Annotated in this window: 15 protein-coding genes; 4 read left to right on the forward strand and 11 right to left on the reverse strand. The window is 57.7% G+C overall.

The annotated features are described in order from the left end of the window. Positions 1-3: 3 nt before the first annotated feature. The 3 genes from pcaH to B347_RS0122435 all read right to left on the reverse strand — a co-directional run bounded on the left by pcaH (position 4) and on the right by B347_RS0122435 (position 2,811). Positions 4-723 carry a protocatechuate 3,4-dioxygenase subunit beta gene (gene pcaH, locus B347_RS0122425; protein WP_019411938.1) on the reverse strand — a complete coding sequence of 240 codons (720 nt, stop codon included), beginning with the start codon at positions 721-723 and terminating at the stop codon, positions 4-6. A gap of 98 nt (positions 724-821) precedes the next feature. Beyond that, complete coding sequence (gene pcaQ / locus B347_RS0122430) at positions 822-1,751, reverse strand: pca operon transcription factor PcaQ (protein WP_019411939.1); 930 nt, start codon at positions 1,749-1,751, stop codon at positions 822-824. 31 nt (positions 1,752-1,782) lie between these two features. Next, positions 1,783-2,811, reverse strand: coding sequence for a PDDEXK nuclease domain-containing protein (locus B347_RS0122435; protein WP_019411940.1), 1,029 nt, complete (start codon positions 2,809-2,811; stop codon positions 1,783-1,785). A gap of 231 nt (positions 2,812-3,042) precedes the next feature. On the opposite strand from B347_RS0122435, the gene ypfJ reads away from it, so the two are divergent. Together ypfJ and B347_RS0122445 are read left to right on the forward strand one after the other, a co-directional pair. After that, the gene (ypfJ, locus tag B347_RS0122440) at positions 3,043-3,930 is read left to right on the forward strand and encodes a KPN_02809 family neutral zinc metallopeptidase (RefSeq protein ID WP_019411941.1); all 888 of its coding nucleotides are present in this window, start codon (positions 3,043-3,045) and stop codon (positions 3,928-3,930) included. Then, on the forward strand, positions 3,931-4,914 hold the full coding sequence (locus B347_RS0122445; RefSeq protein WP_019411942.1) for a hypothetical protein: 984 nt from the start codon (positions 3,931-3,933) through the stop codon (positions 4,912-4,914). A 135-nt stretch (positions 4,915-5,049) separates the two neighbouring features. Here the strand turns inward: B347_RS0122445 and B347_RS0122450 are convergent, their stop codons facing one another. From B347_RS0122450 to B347_RS0122460, 3 genes are all read right to left on the reverse strand, one after another. Then, the gene (locus B347_RS0122450) at positions 5,050-5,640 is read right to left on the reverse strand and encodes an HAD family hydrolase (RefSeq protein WP_019411943.1); all 591 of its coding nucleotides are present in this window, start codon (positions 5,638-5,640) and stop codon (positions 5,050-5,052) included. Beyond that, a complete protein-coding gene (tesB, locus tag B347_RS0122455) occupies positions 5,637-6,506 on the reverse strand; it encodes an acyl-CoA thioesterase II (RefSeq protein ID WP_019411944.1) in 870 nt (289 codons plus the stop codon). Before tesB ends, B347_RS0122450 begins: the two co-directional genes overlap by 4 nt. Before the next feature lie 100 nt (positions 6,507-6,606). Beyond that, a complete protein-coding gene (locus tag B347_RS0122460; RefSeq protein ID WP_019411945.1) occupies positions 6,607-7,176 on the reverse strand; it encodes a GNAT family N-acetyltransferase in 570 nt (189 codons plus the stop codon). Positions 7,177-7,266: 90 nt separating this feature from the next. Between B347_RS0122460 and B347_RS0122465 the strand changes: the two genes are divergently transcribed. Together B347_RS0122465 and B347_RS0122470 are read left to right on the forward strand one after the other, a co-directional pair. Then, the gene (locus B347_RS0122465; RefSeq protein ID WP_026014359.1) at positions 7,267-8,187 is read left to right on the forward strand and encodes a histone deacetylase family protein; all 921 of its coding nucleotides are present in this window, start codon (positions 7,267-7,269) and stop codon (positions 8,185-8,187) included. Positions 8,188-8,454: 267 nt separating this feature from the next. Continuing rightward, positions 8,455-9,693 carry a TIGR03862 family flavoprotein gene (locus B347_RS0122470; RefSeq protein WP_019411947.1) on the forward strand — a complete coding sequence of 413 codons (1,239 nt, stop codon included), beginning with the start codon at positions 8,455-8,457 and terminating at the stop codon, positions 9,691-9,693. 89 nt (positions 9,694-9,782) lie between these two features. On the opposite strand, the gene B347_RS0122475 is transcribed toward B347_RS0122470, so the two are convergent. The 5 genes from B347_RS0122475 to B347_RS0122495 all read right to left on the reverse strand — a co-directional run bounded on the left by B347_RS0122475 (position 9,783) and on the right by B347_RS0122495 (position 14,166). Further along, entirely contained in the window at positions 9,783-11,120 is a 1,338-nt protein-coding gene (locus B347_RS0122475) for a DEAD/DEAH box helicase (protein ID WP_019411948.1), read from the reverse strand. Positions 11,121-11,187: 67 nt separating this feature from the next. Next, entirely contained in the window at positions 11,188-12,078 is an 891-nt protein-coding gene (yedA, locus tag B347_RS0122480) for a drug/metabolite exporter YedA (protein WP_019411949.1), read from the reverse strand. 126 nt (positions 12,079-12,204) lie between these two features. Further along, positions 12,205-12,816, reverse strand: coding sequence for a 3'-5' exonuclease (locus B347_RS0122485; RefSeq protein ID WP_019411950.1), 612 nt, complete (start codon positions 12,814-12,816; stop codon positions 12,205-12,207). A 29-nt stretch (positions 12,817-12,845) separates the two neighbouring features. Further along, positions 12,846-13,322, reverse strand: coding sequence for an NYN domain-containing protein (locus B347_RS0122490; protein WP_019411951.1), 477 nt, complete (start codon positions 13,320-13,322; stop codon positions 12,846-12,848). A 127-nt stretch (positions 13,323-13,449) separates the two neighbouring features. Further along, positions 13,450-14,166, reverse strand: coding sequence for a DUF2076 domain-containing protein (locus B347_RS0122495; RefSeq protein ID WP_019411952.1), 717 nt, complete (start codon positions 14,164-14,166; stop codon positions 13,450-13,452). Positions 14,167-14,235 lie beyond the last annotated feature (69 nt).

Here is a 14,235-nt window from a genome sequence, read left to right on the forward strand (position 1 = left end):
TCCTCAGCAGTTTTCGAAGTGAGTCTTGCGCTGACCGCGCAGCACGATGTCAAAGCGATACGCTAAGCAATCCATCGGATTGGCAGCGCCCATGTCCAAGCGTGCAATCAGGCTTTGCACAGCGTCTGGGTTGGCAATCGATTTGACGATCGGGCACATCGGAATCAACGGATCACCTTCGAAATACAACTGGGTGATCAGGCGCGTGGCAATCGAAGGGCCACTGATGGACACGTGAATATGCGCCGGACGCCAGTCATTGGGGCCGTTTCGCCACGGGTAAGGGCCCGGTCTTACGGTGCGAAAGCTGTAATAGCCTTGGCTGTCGGTGAGCGTACGGCCCACACCACCAAAGTTGGGGTCCAGCGGCGCCAGGTAACGGTCATTCTTGTGGCGATAACGGCCACCGGCGTTGGCTTGCCACATCTCGACCAAGGTGTGCGGGATTGGTTTGCCATATTGGTCGCACACGCGCCCCGAAACCAGAATCCGCTCGCCCACCGGCAAGCCACCGTTATTGAAGTTCAGCAACAGGTCGTTGTCGAACTTGCCAAGTCGAAGGTGAGAAAAATCGGGACCGCTGGTTTCGCTGACCGATTGCGGGATGCTCACCAGCGCTTGGCGCGGAGAACGGGCAATCGAGGTTTTATAGTCAGGGGTGAAGGCTTTAGGGTGCCAGTTGCGATCACGAATGATAAAGCGCCGGCTGTCTGCATCAGACATGTCGATCTCCTGTTGTTTTTATGAAGGCTAGACGCCAGTTTCAGACAACAGCAGGTCGAGCACTAGTGAAAAGGACGACTCCAAGCATAACCATATGGTTATGGATAAACACTTTCGCCGTACGCTTGCCCTAACTCACGTAATACTTCAACGCAGCCTTGGGCCGCCACCGACATCGGCACATGTGCGTTGCTGCAAATACCAATTGAGCCGCCTGGCTCGCGCTGGCCGAGGTCGATCTCTAGCAGTTCGCCGCTTGCCAGATCCAGGCGCACCGCATCCAGAGGTGCGATCCAGACGGCATTGTTGCGCAACACATAGCGCCGACTGACCGTCACTGACAAGGTTTCAAGACGTTGGCGTGACTGACTGATGCCGCACTGCACAAACAAACTGTCGGCAAACGTTCGGATGGTGGTGTTGGCCAGCGGCAGCACCAGCGGATAGCGTTCCAGCTGGCTGCGATCTAGCGCCCCCTGCAGCAATGGATGCCCCGGACGCACGACCAGCGTCATCGATTCGCTGTACAGATGTTCAAAATTCATACCCTGAATTTCCGGGCTGTCAGTCATGCGCCCTACCACCAAGTCGACGTCGCCCACCCGCAACTGAGACAACAAATACGCACTCGGGCCGGTGACGATACTCACCACCAACGCCGAATGCCGCGCGTGCAGGCGGCTCACCAACTCGGGCACTAACAGACTTTCTACGGTGGACAACACCCCCAACCGGACTGTGCCGCCTGAATACTCCCCACCACGCAATGCATTGACGCCTTCACGCAATGCCTGCACCGAAGGCGTTGCGTAACGCAGGAAAGCCATCCCCGCTTCGGTCAGGCTGATCCCGCTTTTACTGCGCACAAACAGACTGACCGTGAGCAGTTCTTCCAACTCTTTAAGGGTTTTGGACATAGCCGGCTGGCTGACCGCCAACACATCCGCCGCCCGCGCCAAACTGCCCTGACGTGCCATTTCCAAAAAGCACACCAAGTGACGGTATTTGATGCGGGTATCGATATTCACAGGGGTCACAGCTCCAAGACGGATGAGGACGTCACGCGTCGTCGACGGGGACGTTTTGTAGGTAAAACTCGTGCAGCTTGGCGAGCAGCAGTTTCTTGTCCGGCAAACGCGTCTGGTACTCGGCAATCATTGCTGGGGACAACGAGCGATTGAGCGCGTATTCAACCACTTCATCATTTTTACTGGCGCACAGTAAAACACCAATGGCCGGATTTTCGTGGGACTTGCGGTGATCTCGATCGAGGGCTTCCAGATAGAAATTGAGTTTACCCAGATGTTCGGGTTCAAAACGCCCGACCTTCAGTTCTATGGCTAAGAGGCAATTAAGGCCCCGATGGAAAAAAAGCAAATCTAGCGCGAAGTCTTGGTCCCCTACCTGCAAGGGATATTGAGAACCGACATAACAAAAATCGCTGCCGAGTTCAGTCAGAAACCGCCCTAGGTTGTTAATCAAACTGTGCTGCAGTTCGGCCTCCGAATGGTTTTGCGCCAACCCTAGGAACTCAAGGAAATAACTGTCTTTAAGAAACTCGGAGGCCTGCGGATGAATATCTCTCAACGATGCTGAGACTTTTGCAGGAGTCAACTCGGTGCGCACGAATAAATGGCTATCCATTTGGCGTACCACTTCACGCACCGACCACCGCTGTTCAACCGCCATTCGCAAGTAAAACTCTCGTTCCTCCGGGTGCTTGGCACGCGTCAAGATGTGCAGATTTGATGACCACGGTAATTCTCTCAACAGCGTTGAGAGTTTTGGATCATGGCGATAGGCGCCGAAAAACTGCTGCATACGCCAAATATTCTGCGCCGAAAAACCTCGGACTCCAGGCTGCCTGCATTGGATGTAAGCCGCTAGCTCACGCACTGTCCCCTTCCCCCAACCTGCACTCTGCGTTTTCAGGCTGACGTACTCTCCGACTCGCCAATAAAGCTCGATAAGTGCTGTATTAACACTCCGGTTTGCGTGCTCACGGGCTTTCTCAATAAACCCGACGACCTCATGAAACAAGGGCTCGCTGGGCGTCTCAACAGACGGGGAAGATTGTTTTTTACTCATGACACACTCCAGAACGTGATGTAAAAGCAATGCCCACCCTACGTCCCAATCCCCTCTTCGTAAGTCAGCCCCCGCCTACAAGTAGCCGATGCAGCGTGTAAGCCACTTCTGTGAACTCGCCCGGCTAACTGCCACACTGCCTGCCCATTCAATAAGCGTCTGACGGCCGGTATGGCGCTCTACCGACTGACCAGCAACACTTATAAACAAGACTTATCAGAGGATTCTTCCATGCAGTGGAAAAAAGGCCGACGTAGCGACAACGTGGAAGACGTGCGCGATCAAAGCGGTGGTGGAGGAATGCGCTTTGGCGGCGGCAAAGGCTTAAGCCTGATGGCGGTGGTGGTGATTGTGGGTATTGGTCTGTTGACCGGGCAGGAGCCCATGCAGATCCTCGAGCAACTCGGGAGCCAGCTCACGGATCAACCGGCACAGCAAACCACTCAGCGAACCGGGCACCCAATTCCAGCCGCCGACCAACAAGCGGAATTTGTACGCGCGATTTTGGGGGACACCGAGGACACGTGGCGTCAGATTTTTCAGCAGTCCGGCCGCACCTATAAAGACCCCACGCTGGTGTTGTTTCGCGGCCAAGTGAATTCAGCCTGCGGCTCTGCCACGGCCGCCAGCGGGCCGTTTTATTGCCCCGCCGACCAAAAGGTTTACCTGGACATGTCGTTTTTCCAAGAAATGGCACAACGCTTCAGAGCCTCAGGCGAGTTCGCCCAAGCCTATGTGATCGCCCATGAAGTGGGGCATCACGTGCAGACCCTGTTGGGGCTTTCGTCAAAAATGCAGATGGCACGCCAACAAGGCAGGCGCATGGAAGGCGATGGCGGTCTGCTGGTACGCCAAGAGTTGCAAGCTGACTGTTACGCCGGCGTGTGGGCGAACAATGCACAAAAACGCTTGAATTGGCTGGAACCCGGTGACATCGAATCCGCACTAACAGCGGCTAACGCCATTGGCGATGACCGCTTGCAGCAGCAAAGTCAGGGGCGAGTAGTACCGGACTCGTTTACCCACGGCACGTCTGAACAGCGTGTGCGCTGGTTCAAGACCGGGTTTGAACAAGGAAACGTCAATCAATGCGACACTTTTGCGGCAACGAGGCTCTAAATGGCGAAACGTTTGATTGCATTGTTGGGATTATTGGCGGCGTGCACCGCTCTACAGGCAGCAGAACATGGGGTTAAGGAGTTGAGCCCCGATCATCTAAAAATTGGCCCCGCCGAGTTGAGTGTCGGGTTGAGTCAAGACTGGAATCATCCACAACCCAACGTGCAACGTGCGCTGATTGTGATTCACGGGCGCTTGCGCAATGCCCAAACCTATTTGCACAGTGCCGAGCAGGCCGCGACACAGGCCGGACAGTTATCCACAACGCTGATCATCGCGCCGCAGTTTCTGAATGAGAGCGATGGCGGCCGCCATGCACTGCAGGACAATGTGCTGCGCTGGCACGCCAATGACTGGATGGCCGGCGAGCCCGCCGTGAGCCCGACACCCGTGAGTTCGTATGCCGCGCTGGATCAGATTCTTCAGCGTCTCGGCGACCGCAAACGCTTCCCTGATTTGCGCGAAGTGGTGATTGCCGGGCACTCCGGCGGTGCTCAAGTGGTGCAGCGCTACGCCTTGACCACTGAGGCAGACAAATCACTGGAAAGCGAAGGCATCAAAGTCCGCTACGTGATCGCCAACCCATCGTCCTACGCGTATTTCAATGCGCAACGTCCGGTTGTAGGTTTTGACCCAGCAACCTGCCCTGGTTTCAACACGTGGAAATATGGGCTCAAGGACTTACCGACCTACGCAGAAGGGCAAAAACACCACCTGCTTGAGCAGGCCTACACGAGCCGTGACATTACCTATCTGCTGGGCGCCAAAGACACTGACCCCAACCACCCGGCATTGGACAAAAGCTGCGAAGCCGAGGCTCAAGGCGCATACCGCTTGATACGCGGGCATAACTATTTTGACTACTTAAGCCAACGTCATCCGCAAGGGCTTAATCAGCGGTTGGTTGAAGTGCCAGGCGTTGGGCACAACGGCGATCAGATGTTCACCTCGCCAGAGGGGCAAAAGGCACTTTTCGGCAAATAATGGCCCCTGTAGGAGCGCAATGTTGTTCACTTAAGCGATTTCTGCCTCTGTCGGAACGAGCTTGCTCGCGATCTTTTGATCTTTAAAAGATCGCGAGGCAACCGAGCGTCGACCGGCTGCTCCTACAGCGGTTTTTTAGTCGAGCATGCGATGCAGTTCGCGGCAATCTTTGACGTGCCAGTCGGTCAATTCAGGCCACGGGTTTTCCGGGACGTTGACCAGCACGGTCTTGCTGCCTGCCGCCCGGCCACATTCCAGGTCAAAGCGGTAATCACCCACCATCACCATGTTCGCCGGGGCCACACCCCACGCCTGCGCCAGTTGCAACAAGCCGTCTGGGTCGGGTTTGTGCACAGCATTGTCGCGGCCCAAGACGTCCTGCGGGGCAAAGCATTCCCCCAAACCAATGGCCTTTAGCGTGATATGCGCCAACGCTTGGGCATTGCGGGTCAGCACGCCCAAGCGATAACCCCGAGCGGCCAAGTCACGCACCAACTCGACAGCACCCGGCGCAGGCGTAGAAGCCAACGCCAGCTCGCGTTCGTGCTCCAGCAACCAAGCATGCTTGGCGGCCGCTTCATCAGCAGGCAAGCCGTTGAGGTGGGTCAAGATGTCGTCTTCGGCCGCAATACCCAGCGCCTGACGAATCGCGGCGAAGTCATGTACGGCGATGGTCAGGGTGCCGTCCATGTCGAATACCCAGTGATTGATGTCCTTGAGTGTCATGCCCAGTCCTTGCGGTGGCGGATCAAACCTTCCTGAGTCACCGAGGCGACCAGTTTGCCGGCACGGTTGAAAATACTGCCACGGGAGAACCCGCGAGAATTACCGGCCCATGGGCTGTCCATGGCATAGAGCAGCCACTCGTCGGTGCGCAGCTCACCGTGGAACCACAGCGCGTGGTCCAAGCTGGCCACCTGCATATCCTTTTGCCACACACCCTTGCCATGGGGCAGCATCGAGGTGGTCAACAAGCCGAAGTCCGACGCGTACGCCAGCAGGTATTTGTGCAGGGCCAAGTTGTCGGGCAACGTACCGTCAGCGCGGAACCACACATACTTGATGGGGTCGCTGACCGCAGGGTTGAACGGATCTTCGCTCACCACAGGACGCACTTCGATGGGCTTGGCGCACAGCAATTTTTCACGCATCGACTCAGGGATAAGGTGCGCACTCTGGCGAATCATATCCAGTTCGGATGGCAGGTTCTCCGGGCCCACCACGTCAGGCATCGCCGTTTGATGCTCAAAGCCGCCCTCATCGTATTGAAACGAGGCGCTGCTGGTGAAAATCGGCTGGCCCTTCTGGATCGCGGTCACCCGGCGCGTGCTGAAACTGCCGCCGTCACGCACCCGGTCAACCTGGTAAACCACTGGCAGGCTGGCATCGCCCGGCCGCAAAAAATAGCCGTGCATCGAGTGCACGTGGCGAGCATCTTCAACGGTCTGGCTCATGGCCGACAATGACTGCCCAAGCACCTGACCGCCGAACAACTGACGAAAGCCTAAATCCTGGCTGCTGCCACGAAAGAGGTTTTCTTCAATCGGTTCCAGGGTCAGCAAATTGACCAGATCATCCAACACTTGGCTCATTCAGACTCTCCTCACACAGAGCAATGCCGTCGTAATCTTCGCTACGTCGGCCAACAAAATTTTGGCATCGCCACAAACGCAAGGTTCGAAAGCGGCCGATTTAACCGTGTAACGTTTCCAGCCACTGTGCCCGCGAAATGCGATACAGCACATGCGGCCTTAGTGGATGGCCTTCAACCAGCTCGGGATGCTCGAAATCCCCTTCGAGGTCTCGATGCATGCCGATCGCTTGCATGACCTTTTGCGAAGGTAGATTCGACTGGCTGGTAAACGACACCACTTGATCCAGCGCCAAGCGATCAAAAGCACAGCGCAACGCCGTCCAGGCCGCTTCACTGGCGTATCCGAAGCCCCAATGTTCTGGAGCCAGTCGCCAGCCTATTTCAACCGCTGGGGTGAATGCAGCGGCAAAACTGACATTCATTAGCCCGGTAAAGCCAATAAAAGCGCCAGTGTCCTTGCGTTCGACCGCCCACATCCCGTAGCCGTATTCCGCAAAATGACCACGAACCCGGCCAATCGCTGCAGCACTTTCAAGACGGCTCAAGAGCGCAGGAAAATAACGCATCACCTGCGGGTTGGCGCACATGGCCGCGAATTCCGGCAGGTCGGTGTCGCGCCAAGGACGCATGCGCAACCGAGGGCTTTCCAGCTCTTGAATCGGATCCATCGGGCCTCTCCATGTGTTACCGAGCTTTTCGCATGTCGAGCAGTGTACAGCGCTGTTAATATCCAGCGCTCGCTCCTACGTTAAATCCATATGCCAGTACCGCTGATTTACCACGAAGACTACAGCCCGGAATTCCCGCCGGAGCATCGCTTCCCTATGGACAAGTTTCGTCTGTTGCGCGATCACTTGGTCGAGAGCGGGTTGACCCGTGACGCCGACTTGTTGCGCCCCGAACTGTGCCCTGTGGATATCCTCGCGCTGGCCCATGATCGTGCCTATATCGAGCGCTACATGGCGGGCGAACTGGCCCGTGAAGATCAACGTCGTCTAGGCCTGCCTTGGAGCGAAGCCCTTGCGCGGCGGACCATTCGCGCAGTAGGCGGCTCGTTGCTCGCCGCCGAGCAGGCGCTGGAACATGGGCTGGCCTGCCACTTGGCCGGCGGCACCCATCACGCGCACTACGATCACCCGGCCGGTTTTTGCATCTTTAACGACTTGGCCGTCATCAGCCGCTACTTGCTGGAAAGTGGCCGGGTGAACCGTGTATTGATTTTCGACTGCGATGTGCACCAAGGCGACGGCACAGCGCGGATTCTTGAACATACACCGGACGCGATTACCGTCTCCCTGCACTGCGAAAAGAATTTTCCGGCGCGTAAAGCACAAAGCGACTGGGACATAGGCCTGCCCATGGGCATGGGAGATAGCGAGTATTTACAGGTCGTCGACGAGGCACTGAACTATCTATTGCCGCTGTATCAACCGGACTTGGTGCTGTACGACGCAGGCGTCGATGTGCACAAAGACGACGCGCTCGGCTATTTAAAGCTGACCGATGCTGGTGTAGCCGCGCGGGACGAAAGCGTGATGCGTCATTGTCTGGGCCGCGATATACCGGTGGTCGGCGTAATTGGCGGCGGCTACAGCAAAGACCGCAAAGCCTTGGCGCGTCGGCATGGGATCTTGCACCACAGCGCACAAAAGGTCTGGCTGTCATCCGGTTGTCATTAACGTGTGAGCTTTTTACCCACAATGCCTGTGGAACTGCCTGTGGATAACCTGAGCGAAAGCCCTTGCAGGCCACAGCGCACATGGCCTGCAAGAAGCTGTACGTTTTTCATACAACCCTTGCCTGTGTAGGAGCAGCCGGTCGACGCTCGATTGCCTTGTGATCTTTAAAAAGATCAAAAGATCGCCAGGCAAGCTCGCGCCTACACAGGGTATTGGGTGTTCCTCAGGTAGAATGCGCGACTTATTTCGCCGATTTGCAGCCTTGCCATGACTCAGCCCACGACCTCCCCTTCCCCGCACGTCGCCATTATTGGCGGTGGCCCCGCCGGTTTGATGGCCGCCGAAGTGCTGAGCCAAGCGGGTGTGCAGGTTGATCTGTATGACGGCATGCCGTCGGTGGGGCGCAAGTTTTTGCTGGCCGGCGTCGGCGGTATGAACATCACCCACTCCGAAGCGTACCCGGCATTTTTGTCACGCTACGCCGAACGGGCACCGAACATGGCACCGCTGCTGCGGGCGTTTGATGCCGACGCTTTGTGCCAGTGGATTCATGAACTGGGCATCGAAACCTTCGTCGGCAGCTCCGGTCGGGTGTTCCCCACCGACATGAAAGCCGCCCCCTTGCTGCGCGCTTGGCTAAAGCGCTTGCGCGAAGCGGGTGTCGTTATCCACACCCGCCATCGCTGGTTGGGTTGGCAAGCGGAAGGTCAGTTGCGCATCGACAGCCCCGAAGGCGCAAAGCAGCTCAAGCCCGACGCGGTGTTGTTGGCATTGGGCGGCGGCAGTTGGGCACGGTTGGGGTCTGATGGTGCATGGATGCCCTTGCTGGCAGAGCGCGGGGTCGAACTGGCGCCGTTGCAACCGAGCAATTGCGGGTTTGATGTCACAAGCTGGAGCGACGTACTGCGCAGCAAATTTGCGGGAGCACCGCTCAAGAACATCGCTATAGCACTTGAGCACCGCACGCCGCGTTTAGGCGAATGCGTGATCACCGCCAGCGGCATTGAAGGCAGTTTGATTTATGCCTGGTCTGCACCGATTCGCGAAACGATCAACCAGCACGGCGCGGCCACGATTCTGATCGACCTGTTGCCGAACAAGGCTGTGGATAAAGTCGCCGCAGCGCTGGCCAAGCCACGCGGCTCACGCTCCATGAGCAAACATTTGCACAGCCAACTGGGTCTGGACGGCGTAAAAGCGGCGTTGTTGCGCGAACTGGCCCCGGCAGAAGACTTCAATGACCCGACGCAGTTGGCCAAAGCGATCAAAGCGTTGCCACTGACACTGACCCAAGCGCGTCCCTTGGACGAAGCCATCAGCAGCGCGGGCGGTGTGCGATTTGAGGCGTTGGATGAAAACCTAATGCTAAAGGCGTTGCCGGGGGTGTTCTGCGCAGGCGAGATGCTGGATTGGGAAGCCCCCACCGGCGGCTATTTGCTCACGGGCTGTTTTGCCAGCGGCCGGGCGGCCGGGCTGGGTATCTTAAGCTGGCTTCAAACTCTGTAGGAGCAGCCGGTCGACGCTCGATTGCTCGCGATCTTTTGATCTTTTAAAAGACCGCGAGCAAGCCTGCTCCCACCATTGAAGGCTTTGTATTAAGGCTTGCGCTTGCGCGGGCCGGTGTTGAAAACCGGAACCTTGCGCACTGGCTTAACCGACGGCTCTGCCGGAGCCGCTTCGCCGCTGTCCACCCACTTACCGAGGTTGCGCTTGCCGCCACCGCCTGAGGTTTTAGGCTTTTTCGGTTTCTTCGGCTTTTTGATCACCTGACCCGATGCATCAGTTTCCGGCACGCGGTGCTCGGGTTCGAAGTCTTGCTCTTCGTGGCGCGGCAAGGTCTGACGCGTGAGCATCTCAATCGCCGACAGCATGTTCACTTCATCGGCACAGACCAGCGAAATGGCTTCGCCTTTCTGACCTGCACGGCCGGTACGACCAATGCGGTGAATGTAGTCTTCAGCCACGATTGGCAAATCGAAGTTGACTACCAAAGGCAGGTCTTCAATGTCCAGCCCGCGTGCCGCTACGTCGGTGGCGACCAAAATCTGCACTTCGCTGGCCTTGAAACGATCCAGCGCACGTTGGCGCGTAGCTTGTGGCTTGTCGCCATGAATGCCGTCAGCGTTAACGCCCAGACCTTGCAGCTTGCCCACCAACTCATCCACACCGTTACGGGTTTTGGCGAACACCAGAACTTGTTTCCAGTGCTGGGTGCGTAACAGGTGCAAAAACAGCTCTGGCTTGCGCTTTTTATCGACCGGGATAACCCATTGCTTAACACTGCTGGCCGCCACGTTGCGCGGGCTGACTTCGATACTCAGCGGGTTGTCGAGCATCTGCTCGGCCAACAGGCGGATCGCGTCGGAGAACGTAGCCGAGAACAGCAGGGTCTGACGTTTTTTTGGCAATGCACGATAAATGTCGCGCAGCTCTTCGGAAAAACCGAGGTCGAGCATGCGGTCAGCTTCGTCCAGAATCAGGGTTTGCAGTTGGTTGAACTTGATCGCCTTCTGGCGATACAGATCGAGCAAACGGCCTGGCGTGGCAACCAGTACATCAACACCTTTGCGCATTTTCATCATTTGCGGGTTGATGCTAACGCCGCCGTACACCGCATACGTGCTCAACGGCAGGTGCTCGGCGTACTGGCGAATGCTCTCGTGAACCTGTTCGGCCAACTCGCGGGTCGGCACCAAAACCAGCGCGCGCACCGAGTTGCTGGCAACTGTCGGGCCTTCCATGGTCAGCGATTGCAACAACGGCAGGGCAAAGCCGCCGGTTTTGCCGGTGCCGGTTTGGGCCGCCGCCATCAGGTCGCGGCCAGCCAGCACTGCGGGAATCGCTTGGGCCTGAACCGGGGTTGGGGTCTTGTAGCCAAGCGTCTCAAGGGCGCGCAGCAAGGGTTCGATCAGGCCAAGGGTGGCGAATGTCATGGGAATACCGTCGAAAAAGGTCAGCGCGGGTGTGCATAGGTTGCAATGGCGCGCAGTTTACCCTAATTCAATCGGTTTTCTGCTTGCGCCACTGCGGCAACCCGATCAACACCACAGCGCTGATGATGACGGCCATCGCCGCGCACTCTTCAACGCCAATGGTTTCGCCCGCAAAAGCGATGCCCAACATCACCGCCACAGCCGGGTTGACGTAGGCATAGCTGGTGGCGGCGGCTGGGCGCACGTTTTTGAGCAGGTACATGTAGGCGCTGAAAGCGATGATCGAGCCGAAGAACACCAGATACAGCAGCGCGCCCCAACCGGCAGCGGTTGGCAGTTGGGTCATGCGCTCGCCACTTAAAAGGCTACCCAGCAGCAGCATCACGCCAGCACAGAGCATTTCAGCAGCGCTGGCCATTGGCCCGGCGGGCAACGGTAAATGGCGGCTCCACACCGAACCAAAGGCCCAGGCCGCAGCGGCAAATAGAATCATCGCCGCGCCCAGCGGGCTGGCTTGCAAGTTGGAGCCGAGGTTAAGCATGCCAATACCGATCAGGCCGAGGACGATCCCGGCCCATTCCAGACGGGTATTGCGCGCGCCCCAGAAGTAGCCAAACAGCAAGGTAAACAACGGCACAGTGGCCACGGCCAGCGCGGCAACGCCCGACGCCACACCCGAGTGCTCGGCCAGCGTCACGCCGCCATTACCGCAGGCCAGCAACAGAAAACCGATCATCGCGGCAGATCGCCACTGTACCGGGGTCGGTGCCGGCGCCCCACGCCAGCGCATAAAGCCATACATCAAAATGCCTGCCACGAGGAACCGCACCCCGGCCATCATCAGCGGTGGCCACGACTCAATGCCAATTCGGATCACCAGATAGGTCGAACCCCAAATCACGTACAACGCAAAAAAAGCACCGATCAGTTGCAACGGGAAACGACGTGCGGCAGACATGGGGGCAGCTCGAAAGGCAAAGGCAGGGGACTGGGAATACTAGACAAAAGGTAGCGAAATAATAAGTAACAGAACGCACCAAAAGTGACCGTACACTTTGGTGCAGGTCATCCTGGAATAAACGCTCTAGAAACCGCGATAACGCTTCAGGTGTTCGTTGATCTTCGCCGCAGGGACTTTCTGCAAGCTGCACAGCAGATCGTGATTGAGCGCTTTCAAACCGTGTTTTTGCCGCAATTGCTGGGCCAGATAGGCGGTGAGGTTGGCCGCCATTTCAGCATCGGCCATGGCCCGGTGAGCCTGACCCGTGTGGGGCAAATCGGCAAAGGTGGTGAGGGTGCCGAGTTTGTGGTTAGGCGCAGCCGGCATCAGACGTCGCGCCAGCAGCAACGAACAGGCAAAGTTCTGCAAACGGGTGCGCTTGATGCGGCCCATCTCGTAATCCCAAAACTTTTGGTCAAAGGAGGCGTTATGCGCCACCAGCGGGGTGATGCCCACAAATTCGTTGACCTCGTTCATCACCTGCTCCGCAGACGGCGCGGTGCGCAGCATGGCATTGCTGATGCCGGTCAGTTGTTCGATAAACCCAGGCACCCGCACACCCGCGTTCATCAGGCTTTGGTAACGCTCGACGATGCGTCCCTGCTCAAGGATCACCACCGCAATTTCAGTGGCCCGGCAACTGCTGCTCGGGGAAAGTCCGGTGGTTTCAAAGTCAATTACCGCGATGCGTTCCAAACCTGATCAATCCTGTAAAAAGTGGGGAGTTACTTGAGCAGCAAACTGCCTTCAATCGGCACGTAGCGAGTGGCCGCGCGGATCAATGAGTTGGCGGTCAGGCCAGGCACGCCGTAGGCCACGGTTTCAACCCCGTGCTTGCTGGCAATGCGCTCAAGCAGCAAGTCAAAGTCACCGTCACCCGAGGCCAGCACCACTTCGTCCACATTGGCGGCCGAATCCATGATGTCGATGGTGATGCCCACGTCCCAATCGCCTTTGGCCGAGCCATCGCTGCGCTGGATGTAGGGTTTGAGTTTTACCGTGAAACCTAAGTTGCGCAGGATCTGCTGAAACTGCTGCTGCTTGCTGTCGCCCCGGTCAATCGCATAGGCGTAGGCCTCGACAATTTCCCCGCGCTTGCTGATATCAGCCCACAACGCGGCGTAATTGAAGTGGCAGCCATAGGCTTGGCGAACCGTGTAATAGAGGTTCTGCACATCCGCGAAGACCGCAATTCTTTTCACCGGCAAACCTCATGATGCCCAGGCAAGCGGGCACGTGGCTGAAAAACAAGGCCGCAGTATGCCAGCCCGCCGAGGGTTTGCGCGGATAAACCGCCCAGCGTGCCGTTACACGCCAGGCGATGAGGGGTTAGACGAAGGAGTCGTCGTCATCAGAGAAGAAGCTGTTGTCATCGTCATAGCCGACATCTTCAATGCCAGAGCCAGACATCGTGTTGTTGGCAAACTGCGGGTTACCACTGTCATTGCCCCAGCCATTGTTGCTGGTGGGCGTAGGCTCTTCGATGATTTCTTCAACCACTTGCGGCTGTTGATGATGGCTAAACAGGCTGCTGATGCCTTGCGCCAGCATCACGCCACCGGCCACACCGGCTGCCGTTTTTAAGGCGCCACCGAGAAACCCGCTGCCCGCTGCCGCAGGAGCAACTGCTTGCGGCGCCGCGTATGCAGGCGCGGGGGCTGGCGGCGGAGCGGACGGGCCATCGCGCCAGCCGCCCGAGCTTGGCGGGGCGCTGAATGATTGTGCGGGGGCCGGGGCAGGCGCGCGGTTGCCGCCACCAAACATGCTCGACAAGAAGCTACCGCCCGTAGCGGCAGGTGCCGGCGCGGCTGCGGCGCGGGCTTGTTCCAGTTCGGCTTGTAACTGTTTGTTTTGCTGATCGAGCTGCTTGATGGCCGCTTCTTGCACCAGAATCGCCTGGGTCATGAAGTAAGGCGCCGAGGGCTGGCGCGCAATGTGTTCGTTGATCAGCGTCTGCGCTTGAGCGTCTCGCGGGGCGGCCTCTCTCTCAGCCTGCTGCAACCGGGTAAATAGCCCATCAATCAGGGTTTGCTCTTCGCTGTGCATGACAACCTCGTTCGCTTGTCGAAAAAACTGCTCACTGCGCAATACAGTAGGCGCTCAAACGTTATGGGG

The organism is Pseudomonas psychrophila HA-4 (assembly GCF_000282975.1).
GTDB classification, from domain to species: Bacteria; Pseudomonadota; Gammaproteobacteria; order Pseudomonadales; family Pseudomonadaceae; genus Aquipseudomonas; species Aquipseudomonas psychrophila_A.

Coding starts and splice junctions, on each gene's coding strand:
- pcaH (WP_019411938.1), bottom strand. CDS start 723: ATGTCTGATGCAGACAGCCGGCGCTTTATCATTCGTGATCGCAACTGG.
- B347_RS0122435 (WP_019411940.1), bottom strand. CDS start 2,811: ATGAGTAAAAAACAATCTTCCCCGTCTGTTGAGACGCCCAGCGAGCCC.
- ypfJ (WP_019411941.1), top strand. CDS start 3,043: ATGCAGTGGAAAAAAGGCCGACGTAGCGACAACGTGGAAGACGTGCGC.
- B347_RS0122445 (WP_019411942.1), top strand. CDS start 3,931: ATGGCGAAACGTTTGATTGCATTGTTGGGATTATTGGCGGCGTGCACC.
- B347_RS0122450 (WP_019411943.1), bottom strand. CDS start 5,640: ATGACACTCAAGGACATCAATCACTGGGTATTCGACATGGACGGCACC.
- tesB (WP_019411944.1), bottom strand. CDS start 6,506: ATGAGCCAAGTGTTGGATGATCTGGTCAATTTGCTGACCCTGGAACCG.
- B347_RS0122460 (WP_019411945.1), bottom strand. CDS start 7,176: ATGGATCCGATTCAAGAGCTGGAAAGCCCTCGGTTGCGCATGCGTCCT.
- B347_RS0122465 (WP_026014359.1), top strand. CDS start 7,267: ATGCCAGTACCGCTGATTTACCACGAAGACTACAGCCCGGAATTCCCG.
- B347_RS0122470 (WP_019411947.1), top strand. CDS start 8,455: ATGACTCAGCCCACGACCTCCCCTTCCCCGCACGTCGCCATTATTGGC.
- B347_RS0122475 (WP_019411948.1), bottom strand. CDS start 11,120: ATGACATTCGCCACCCTTGGCCTGATCGAACCCTTGCTGCGCGCCCTT.
- yedA (WP_019411949.1), bottom strand. CDS start 12,078: ATGTCTGCCGCACGTCGTTTCCCGTTGCAACTGATCGGTGCTTTTTTT.
- B347_RS0122495 (WP_019411952.1), bottom strand. CDS start 14,166: ATGCACAGCGAAGAGCAAACCCTGATTGATGGGCTATTTACCCGGTTG.